The sequence below is a fragment of the Sulfuricurvum sp. RIFCSPLOWO2_12_FULL_43_24 genome (assembly GCF_001829605.1).
Classification (GTDB): Bacteria; Campylobacterota; Campylobacteria; order Campylobacterales; family Sulfurimonadaceae; genus Sulfuricurvum.
Map to the genome: position 1 here is coordinate 1 of NZ_MIBT01000005.1, position 9,644 is coordinate 9,644.

At 42.7% G+C, this 9,644-nt stretch carries 11 protein-coding genes; 7 read left to right on the forward strand and 4 right to left on the reverse strand.

Annotation, left to right across the window (positions count from 1 at the left end):
* Nucleotides 1-1,051, reverse strand: a 1,051-nt coding sequence (gene gltX / locus A3G19_RS00365) for a glutamate--tRNA ligase (protein WP_294869981.1), incomplete at its 3' end; no start/stop codon positions are given.
* 91 nt (nt 1,052-1,142) lie between these two features.
* Between gltX and A3G19_RS00370 the strand changes: the two genes are divergently transcribed.
* Nucleotides 1,143-1,979, forward strand: a complete 837-nt coding sequence (locus A3G19_RS00370; RefSeq protein ID WP_294869983.1) for a peptidylprolyl isomerase — start codon at nt 1,143-1,145, stop codon at nt 1,977-1,979.
* A gap of 84 nt (nt 1,980-2,063) precedes the next feature.
* Here A3G19_RS00370 and A3G19_RS00375 read toward each other — a convergent pair whose 3' ends face one another.
* Complete coding sequence (locus A3G19_RS00375) at nt 2,064-3,404, reverse strand: acetyl-CoA carboxylase biotin carboxylase subunit (protein WP_294869985.1); 1,341 nt, start codon at nt 3,402-3,404, stop codon at nt 2,064-2,066.
* Nucleotides 3,405-3,406: 2 nt separating this feature from the next.
* Nucleotides 3,407-3,853, reverse strand: a complete 447-nt coding sequence (gene accB, locus A3G19_RS00380) for an acetyl-CoA carboxylase biotin carboxyl carrier protein (protein WP_015654669.1) — start codon at nt 3,851-3,853, stop codon at nt 3,407-3,409.
* 73 nt (nt 3,854-3,926) lie between these two features.
* Between accB and dcd the strand changes: the two genes are divergently transcribed.
* The 5 genes from dcd to A3G19_RS00405 all read left to right on the forward strand — a co-directional run bounded on the left by dcd (nt 3,927) and on the right by A3G19_RS00405 (nt 6,919).
* Complete coding sequence (gene dcd / locus A3G19_RS00385; RefSeq protein WP_015654670.1) at nt 3,927-4,487, forward strand: dCTP deaminase; 561 nt, start codon at nt 3,927-3,929, stop codon at nt 4,485-4,487.
* A 42-nt stretch (nt 4,488-4,529) separates the two neighbouring features.
* Entirely contained in the window at nt 4,530-4,766 is a 237-nt protein-coding gene (locus A3G19_RS00390) for a DUF465 domain-containing protein (protein ID WP_015654671.1), read from the forward strand.
* A 120-nt stretch (nt 4,767-4,886) separates the two neighbouring features.
* Nucleotides 4,887-5,408, forward strand: coding sequence for a GAF domain-containing protein (locus A3G19_RS00395; RefSeq protein ID WP_015654672.1), 522 nt, complete (start codon nt 4,887-4,889; stop codon nt 5,406-5,408).
* Nucleotides 5,405-5,899 (forward strand): GAF domain-containing protein, encoded by a 495-nt coding sequence (locus A3G19_RS00400; RefSeq protein ID WP_294869987.1) that lies wholly within the window; start codon nt 5,405-5,407, stop codon nt 5,897-5,899. The genes A3G19_RS00395 and A3G19_RS00400 overlap by 4 nt, the downstream gene beginning before the upstream one ends.
* A 144-nt stretch (nt 5,900-6,043) precedes the next feature.
* On the forward strand, nt 6,044-6,919 hold the full coding sequence (locus A3G19_RS00405; protein WP_294869989.1) for an ORF6N domain-containing protein: 876 nt from the start codon (nt 6,044-6,046) through the stop codon (nt 6,917-6,919).
* On the opposite strand, the gene asnB is transcribed toward A3G19_RS00405, so the two are convergent.
* Nucleotides 6,911-8,716 (reverse strand): asparagine synthase (glutamine-hydrolyzing), encoded by a 1,806-nt coding sequence (gene asnB, locus A3G19_RS00410; RefSeq protein WP_294869991.1) that lies wholly within the window; start codon nt 8,714-8,716, stop codon nt 6,911-6,913. The genes A3G19_RS00405 and asnB overlap by 9 nt on opposite strands.
* 107 nt (nt 8,717-8,823) lie before the next feature.
* On the opposite strand from asnB, the gene A3G19_RS00415 reads away from it, so the two are divergent.
* On the forward strand, nt 8,824-9,644 hold an 821-nt coding region (locus A3G19_RS00415; RefSeq protein WP_294869993.1), incomplete at its 3' end, for a hypothetical protein.

Here is a 9,644-nt window from a genome sequence, read left to right on the forward strand (position 1 = left end):
CCAATGTTTTTGCACGCTCTTTTAGCGCATCGAGCAAAATTTCGCGTTTATCGTGGCTTACCAGCATGACCCCGTGAAACTCCAAAAGTTCGCACAGTTTGTCGTTGGACATATTTTTGATGTAATGGCTGTTAAGCCAATCAAGCTTCTCGACGTTGTAGACCGATGCCGAACGGTTGATGTCACTCGGATCGAAAAGTTCCAACATCTCCGCCATCGAGAATATCTCCTGATCGCCGTGACTCCATCCCAAACGGACGAGGAAGTTGAGCAACGCTTCAGGAGTATATCCCATCTCTTTGTACATCATCACATCGGTCGCACCGTCACGTTTCGAGAGTTTTTTACCCTCGTGATTGTGGATCATCGGGACATGGAAAAAACGGGGAATCGGAAACCCGAGAGCCTCATACACGACGATTTGTTTCGGCGTGTTGGAGAGATGATCGTCTCCTCGTATTACATCGGTCACTCCCATCAGGGCGTCATCGACAGCAACGACGAAGTTATAAGTCGGAGTACCGTCCGAACGTGCAATGATAAAATCATCTAGGATATCAGCAACATTGAAAACGACATCCCCTTTGACTCTGTCATGCACCGTAATAGAACCTTCCAACGGGGCTTTGATACGGATAACCGCTTCACGCCCTTCAGGTGCTTCTCCACTAAAATCACGATATCGGTTGTCGTATTTTGCTCTCTCTTTGCGCATCGTCTGCTCTTCGCGAAGTGCATCAAGCTCCTCTTTGGACATATAGCATTTGTATGCTTTCCCCTCATCGAGCAGTTTTTGGGCATACTCTTGGTAGATTGCCAAACGGCTCGATTGATACTCGATTACGCCGTCATGTTCTAATCCGACCCATTTAAATGCTTCGACGATCGCAAGGGCAGCCGCTTCATCATTTCGGCTAAAATCGGTATCTTCGATACGAAGTAAAAACTTTCCGCCGTTACGTCGTGCCCAAAGGTAACTAAGAAGGGCGGTACGCAATCCGCCGATGTGTAAATATCCCGTCGGGCTTGGGGCAAATCTGGTTACTACCATGTTCAAAATCCTTTTTGGATGCAATTGCGCAATTTTAGTTAAGGCTATGTTAAAAGCGGGTAAAATAGGAAACTTTTGCATAGGAGCATCAATGCGTTCGATTACCCTTTCTGCGTTACTCGCCACTTTTTTATGGAGCGCCCCTATCGGCGGTGTGGCAGTATTGGTCAAAAATACCCCTATCACCCTTTTTGAAATACAGCAGGAGATGAAACAAAGTGGCACAAACGCTACACAAAGTGCCGACAACTTGATTCGCAAAAAGCTTGAACAACTCGAAGCCGGAGAGAAAAAAATCACCGTTTCCACAACCGAAATCAACGAAGAGTTAACCCGTATGGCAGCCCAAAACAACCTCTCTATGGAGCAGTTTTTAAATGCAATGCAGAGTGTACGCGGGCTCAGCGAAAAAGATCTTAAGGCCAAAGTCGAAGAGAGTATCAAAGGACAAAAGCTCTATAGCGCTATTGCATTTTCTAAAATGGGCCAACCAACGGCCGAGGAAGAAGCAGAATATTATCAACTCCATCTCGATGAGTTTTCACGTCCTGAGAGTTTTGAGGTAACCGCCTATCTTTCTGCTTCCCAAGAAGCATTAGCAGCAAAAATTGCCGATCCGATGCGTCATGTTGAAGCCATTCAAACCAAAGATGAGTCTATCCCTTTTGGAAAAATCAATCCTCAGTTGGCTCAACTCCTGAACAAAACACCCAATGGCAGCTTCAGCCCTATCATCCCTAATGGGCAGAATAGCTTTATGAGCTTTTACATGCGCGATAAACTGAACGTTATTACCGAAAATCTCGAATCGGTGCGCCCTCAAATTTCAAATGCAATTATCGGTGAAAAACGAAATCAGGTTTTGAATGACTATTTTACGCGTTTACGTCTAAGTGCAGATATAAAAGTTTTGAGATTACCGGAGTAAATTTTGTCATTCCGTGCTACAACACGGAATCTAAGTTCTTAAGAAAATAGATACCGTATCAAGTACGGTATGACGAGGAGGGGATTACCCCTGATAATTTTCGAGGTATTTGGTATCGAAGTTATTGTGAATAAAATCGGGATTTTTCATCATTTTCATGTGAAAAGGGATCGTTGTTCTAATCCCTGTAATCGTAAACTCACTCAATGCGCGATGCATTCGTGCAATCGCTTCATCACGATCTTTTCCGTATACGATCAGCTTCCCAATCATAGAGTCATACGTCGAAGGGACGATATACCCTGCATGCGCATGCGTATCAATACGGATGTTACGTCCGCCCGGAGCAATCCATTGGGTAATTTTCCCCGGACTTGGTAAAAATTTGATCGGGTCTTCTGCCGTAATACGACATTCGATCGAGTGACCGCTGAGAACAACACTCTCTTGTGCTGGTAATGCTTCACCCTCAGCTACACGGATCATCATCTCGATCAAATCCAAACCGCTTACCATCTCGGAGACACAGTGTTCTACCTGAAGACGGGTATTCATCTCCATAAAATAGAACTTTTTATCGGCATCAAGAAGATATTCGAATGTCCCTGCACCTTCGTATTTAATATACTTGGTGGCACGAACCGCTGAAGCGTGCAATTCAGCACGGATTTCAGGGGTCAGGGCTACTGCCGGAGACTCTTCGATCAACTTTTGGTGACGACGCTGCATTGAACAGTCACGCTCACCGATATGCAATACATTTCCATGGCTGTCGGCAATCACTTGTACTTCGATATGGCGAGGATTTTTAATGAATTTCTCCATATAAATCGTTCCGTCACCAAATGCACCGATCGCTTCCGCTTCTGCCGCTAAAAATGCGTTTTCAATATAACTTTCATCTTCGACAACGCGCATCCCGCGTCCGCCGCCGCCGGCTGCCGCTTTGAGGATAACCGGATAACCGACTTCTTTGGCGCGAACTTTTGCTTCCGCAATATCTTTGATAGCACCATCAGATCCCGGGACGACCGGAACACCTGCGGCGATCATGACATCTTTGGCTTTGGATTTATCCGACATCATCACCATAACTTCAGGAGTCGGTCCGATAAATTTAATCCCGTGATGGGTACAGATCTCAACAAAATGTTGATTTTCACTCAAAAATCCGTAACCCGGAAATACCGCGTCACATCCGCTAATTTCGCACGCGGCAATAATCGCGGGGATATTGAGGTAACTTTGAGAACTTGGAGCCGCACCGATACAAATCGCTGCATCCGCAAGTTTAAGATAGGAAGCCTCTTTATCAGCAGTCGAATAAACTGCAACCGCTTCTTTACCCATCTCTTTGATCGTTCGGATGGCACGCAGAGCGATTTCGCCCCGATTCGCCACTAAAATACGTTTAATTTCTGCCATAATTAGAGTTTCTCAACCGCGAAAAGTGGCATGTCGTATTCAACAGCCTGAGAATCAGAAACAAGAATACTTACAATTTTACAATCAAACTCAGCCTCAAGTTCATTCATGATTTTCATCGCTTCAAGAATACCGATGACTTGACCTTTTTTTACACGGTCGCCCACTTTGACAAAGGGAGCTGAATCAGGAGAAGGAGAGCCATAAAATGTCCCGACCATTGGGGAAACGATCATGTCGCCAGTATGCACAGGAGCTGCTGCTTCAACGGCTACAGGTGCTGCAACTGCAGTCGTAGCAACCGCTATAGGTGCTGCCATTACCGGTGCTGCAACAACACCGATATTTTTTTCAAGTTCAATCGAAAAAGCGTCTTGAGTAATTTTTAATTTTGAAAGAGTACTTGCGTCAAACTCTTGCAAAAGTGCTTTGATTTGTTTCATATCCATCGGAAAATGCTCCTAAAAGTAGGGTAATAGATGTGTTATACTACCACAAATAAAATTAACAACGGATATGAAGATGGGTCTCAAAAGCGACGGATGGATTCGAGAAAAGGCATTAAATGAGGGGATGATCTCCCCATTTTGCGAAGATCAAGTGGGTGTAGGAGTCGTCAGTTACGGCCTTAGTTCGTACGGTTACGATATCCGAGTGACGAATGAATTTAAGATTTTTACCAATCTTAATTCTACGGTTGTTGACCCAAAACATTTCGACGATATGAATGTTGTTGATTTCACGGGTGACGTCTGTATTGTCCCGCCAAACTCCTTTGCATTGGCTCGCACGGTAGAATATTTTAAAATTCCTCGTGACGTTTTAGCCATCTGTTTGGGCAAATCGACCTATGCACGCTGCGGCATTATCGTAAATGTCACCCCTTTTGAACCGGAATTCGAAGGACATATCACCATTGAAATCTCGAATACTACCCCTCTTCCGGCTAAAATCTATGCCAATGAGGGGATTGCACAAGTGCTCTTTTTACAAGGAGATGAGATGTGCGAAACCAGCTATAAAGATAAAAGCGGTAAATACCAAGGTCAAGAGGGGATCACCCTTCCACGGATTTTAAATTAAGTAGTGGTACAATTGCGATAAATTTCCACGCAAGGACACTGAATGTTGCACGAATACCGTGATGTAATCACCCACATAAAACAAAATGATGCGGCAAATGCCCACTTTTTGAAAATTTTTGATCGCCATAACGATCTTGATAACCAAATTGCTAAAGCTGAGAGCGGTGAAGTACCGATGAGCGATGTTGAACTTGAAAATCTTAAAAAAGAAAAATTGTTGCTTAAAGACGAAGCGTATGCAATGATTATCGAATACAAAAAAGCCAATAACCTCTAAATTTTGCTCAATCCCCACTCTGGGGATTTTGCTCATCTCTATTTTATTTCTGTTGATTTACTTTTTAGCTTTAAATGGATACGATTTACTTTTTCGTGAACTCACCTAAGAGGTACTTGAATGATATCCACCACTTCGTATGCCGCACTGGCCGAATTTGGCCGTTCTTTGCTCAAGCGTCCGACACTTTCCGAGGGGCTGCCCCTGATCTCGGAGTATGCAAAACAAGTCAGCGGAGCTGAGAGATGCTCTATTTTTATCTATAACCAAAAAATCGAGATGCTCTGGACCACCCTAGCCGATGGGGTTGAAAAGATAATGGTTCACAAAGACGATGGCATTGTAGGAAGTACCCTTAAAGAGGGAAAACCTATTTTGGTGAACAACCCTTATGAGGATGATCGCTTTTTCCATGCTGTCGATAACAAAACCGGATTTGTAACGGAAAATATTGCCTCTATTCCTATTTTTGACTCCAATCGTCATGTTATCGGTGTCTTTCAGCTTCTGAATAAACTCGGTGGCTTTACCCGAGAAGATGCTAAATTTATGATTTTTTTCGCCCACTATATCAGCGGTTATTTGGAGCTTGCTATGCTATTCGATGATGAAGCGACACTACTCAACAAGGGGATAGAATGAGTTTAAAAATCTATGAACGAATCGCCGATTTCGGCAAACGGCTCAGTCATTTGAACCATATTGAAGAGACTTTGCCGTCGATATCCGAAGAAGCAAAAGCCATCGTCAGTGCAGAGCGGTGCTCTATTTTTATCGTGGATCAAAGCGGTGGAATGCTCTGGACAAAACTAAGTGATGGAATCGGCCGGATTGCGATCGGTATCGATTCGGGAATCGTCGGGGACACCGTTCATAAAAAAATAGCGCAACTCGTCAATAATCCGTATGAAGACAGCCGTTTTTTAGCCAAAATCGATGAAAAAAGCGGTTTCGTGACCCGAAATATCCTCGCTGTTCCCATCTTTAACTCGCGTCAAGAGGTAATCGGTGTCATTCAACTCCTCAATAAATACCACGGTGATTTTACTGAAAATGATGAAGGGATTATGAGTTTCTTTGCCAACTATATCAGCGGAACATTGGAATTGGCACTACTCATGGAGAAAAAATAAACTCTTAGTAAAGGTTCGCCCTGAGCCGGTCGAAGGGTGAATATAATTTAATATTTTTTATTTCAAATTGCCATATTTTTTATCTTCTTCATCGGGTAATGTACAATCGCACAATAGTATCCTGCACGATGATGAGGATTTGCCGTGAATGAAATTTCTATCATAGACGAACACAACATCCAAAACAAAATCTACACTCTTCGCGGATTACAAGTGATGTTGGACAGAGATTTGGCGGAGTTGTATGGGGTGGAAACAAAAGTTTTTAATCAAGCCATCAAACGCAATAGTGAGCGATTCCCCTCTGATTTTATGTTTCAACTGACGAAAGATGAGCTGGAGAATTGGAGGTCACAATTTGTGACTTCCAATAAAGAGAAAATGGGACTTAGAAGAGCACCCTATGCCTTTACAGAACAAGGCGTTTCGATGCTCAGTGCTATTTTAAAGAGTCCGACGGCAGTGGACATGAGTGTAAAAATCATACGAACCTTTGTTACCATGCGCAAATTTATTTCCCATAATGGGGTGCTGTTTCAAAAAATCGATACGATTGAGCAAAAGCTTTTAAAGCATGATGCAAAATTCAATCAACTTTTTAGTGCAATCGAATCCAAAGATCTACGGCCTGATTATGGAATATTTTATGAAGATCAGATTTTCGATGCTTATGTGTTTGTTAGTGATCTGATCAAAAGTGCCAAAAGATCCATTGTCCTCATCGATAATTATGTGGATGAGAGTGTGTTGGTTCTGTTAACCAAAAGAGCCGATGGTTGCAAAGCGACCATTTACACGAAAATGATTACTTCACAACTCTCACTTGATCTCAAAAAACACAATGCCCAATATCCACCCATACAGATCAAAGAGTTTTCCGCATCACATGATCGTTTTGTGATCCTCGATGACGAGGAGATATATCATATCGGTGCAAGTCTCAAAGATTTGGGTAAAAAGTGGTTTGCATTTTCGAAGTTTGAAAAAGGCTCCATTGAAATGTTGGGAAAATTACAATAACTCCCTCTTAATCCAATGACTGAGGACATAGAGTCCCCATACGTGTTGTTTAAATTTTCCTCGACGGGCCAAATCCAGATATTCTTCAATCACTTCGGGATAAAATAATCCCGTTTTATCATTCACTTCCCGTATCAATTCCAAACGTCCCGAGGCAATCAACCACTCCATATACGGGTTGGCAAACCCTTTTTTACGACGATTAATGATCTCATCACTCAGATAATTTCGAGCAACCTGCTTTAGCAATGTTTTGGTTTGCCCATTTCCGATACGTAATACAGGATCAATACTTAAAACGGTTTCCGCCAAAGTATGATCCAAAAACGGGGTTCGCGCTTCAATCGTATGTGCCATCGAAACCCGATCAAGCTTAGCGAGAAAGTGTTCACCCACAAAGAGTTTCAGATCGATCATGCTGTACCACATACTCGGATCATTGTGTCCGCTTTGTTCAAATATTTCACGATACTCTTGCAAAAATCGGAGTGATTCATTATCCCGAACATTACGACGTAACAATTTGTTTTGCTGTAAATCGGTAAATTTTTCTCCCGAAGTTCTAAAAAGCAATGACTCATCAAAAACCCGTTTGTACCATTCCCACTCACGGTTCATCGAAAAATGGCTGTGAAAATATTTTTTGAGCCAGTTTTTATGGTGCAAAGAAGCCGCTTTTTCGATATCGAAATATTCAAAATATTGCCGATATCCTAAAAAAAGTTCATCTGAGCCTTCGCCGCTTAAGACGACTTTATACCCTTGCGAGCCGATTTTTTTCATCAACAAGCTGAGCGGCAATGCGGCAGGATCATTGAGCGGTTCATCCATGTGAATCAATAGTTCGTCCAGATGCTCGTGAAAATCATTCTGTGAAATAATGACTTCCGTATGCTCAAGCCCAAGATATTCCGCTGTAATAGCAGCGTTTACCCGCTCATCATACGCACTGTATTCATCGTATCCGAGGGTAAAGACGGGGAGTTTTTTACCCTGACGTGCCGCAATCGCACAAATCATAGCACTGTCCAATCCACCTGAAAGCAATGCCGCAACGGGTACGTTCGTATCAAGCCTTGCACCGACAGAACGGTACAGTTCTTCTTCAATACGTTCTAATGCTTCATTCCTATCGCTTATCATCGGGAATGACCTCTCCAACACATTGTAATAACGATGCTTTGTCACCTTATTGTGTTCATAGCAGAGCCACTCTCCACTCTCTAATTTTTCTATACCCTGATAAAATGTATGCGGCGGTGTCGGAGCTAAAAAAGAGAGATACGAATGGAGCGCTTCATCGTTCATTCGAACCGAGGATAAAAAAGGTTTAATCGCTTTTATCTCCGAAGCAAACACCAATGTGTCCACGTTTTGATGATAGAACAAGGGCTTCTTTCCGAATCGATCACGGACGAGATAAAGCTTATCCCCATCGATCAAAGCGAATGCAAACATCCCCTCCAGATGATTTACGCATGCAATCCCCCATCGTTCATACGCGGCTAAAATCACTTCAGTATCGCTGTCCGTCTCCCAATGTGTAAGATGCAGTGTTTCCCGAAGTGCCGTATGATTATAGATTTCACCGTTAAAACTGATGAGGACTCGACCTCTGCACATCGGTTGATGAGACCGTGTATGCGCATCGGTAATCGAAAGACGCTGGTGCGACAGAAAGTATCCCTCCCCTTCCACAATGCCGCAATGATCCCGTCCGCGATGCGCTAATCTCTTTAAGGCTTCACGTGCTTTGGAAGGAGAGTAGTCACCGATAATTCCAAATACTCCGCACACGTGAAACCTTTTTTTTCACAATTATACGCTATCATAACCCAACCATAAGTACGCGTGAGTGAGCAAAATTGATGATACCTCTTTCTATATCTCAAAAACAAGTAGTTATGAACTTTTTTGAAGATGATATTAAACTCGTAAAAAAATATTTTAATGCTATTGGTTTTGATTTTGACGAAGATTTTCGATTCGATGTTTTTAAAGAGTTCATCTACTCCGCCGCCGGAATGTTTAAAGATATCGACACCACCATCTACAATCAAGAACTTATCAGTAAATTTAACACCATCCGCTACCTGAGCGAACGCTACAACGATTTTGAGCAACGAACCAACATTGCCCAGCGTGTCTATACAAAAAACTTTTTACTCGCACAAGAGGGGTATGTTGAGCAAAAGCATCAATTTGAACTCCTCAAAGCGGAACTTCAAATGCTCATTACTAAAGAACAAGGGCTAAGCGCTAAACGTGAAGTGATGGAACTACAATTCAAACAAGATGTCGATTCCATCGCCAATAAAGATGAGTATGAAAATGAGCTCAAAAAAGTACGCCGAGACCAAGTTGATACTATCCATATTATCGGAAGCCATCGGCATGAGCTCGAAGAGATACAAGAGAGACTAAAAACATTCGAAGAGGCCCATAAAGAGGAATTCTTACGTTACTTTAACGAGGTCAAAGAAAAACTTACCTATCAATTTAGCGAATCTCTCAACTTCTTCGGATATGAATTCAATCAAGCACTTTTTCTCAATTCCGAACGCTCAACACTGATCCAAAAATTTAAAACTGAAGCCGGAATACAAGGGAGCATAAATTTGTGCAAATACGTCGAATATTACCTGCGCAACGTCGTTCCCGAAGCCCTTTCCGATGCAGGGCATAAAGAACGTCTTTTAAATGCAAAACGATACTGTGACCGTGT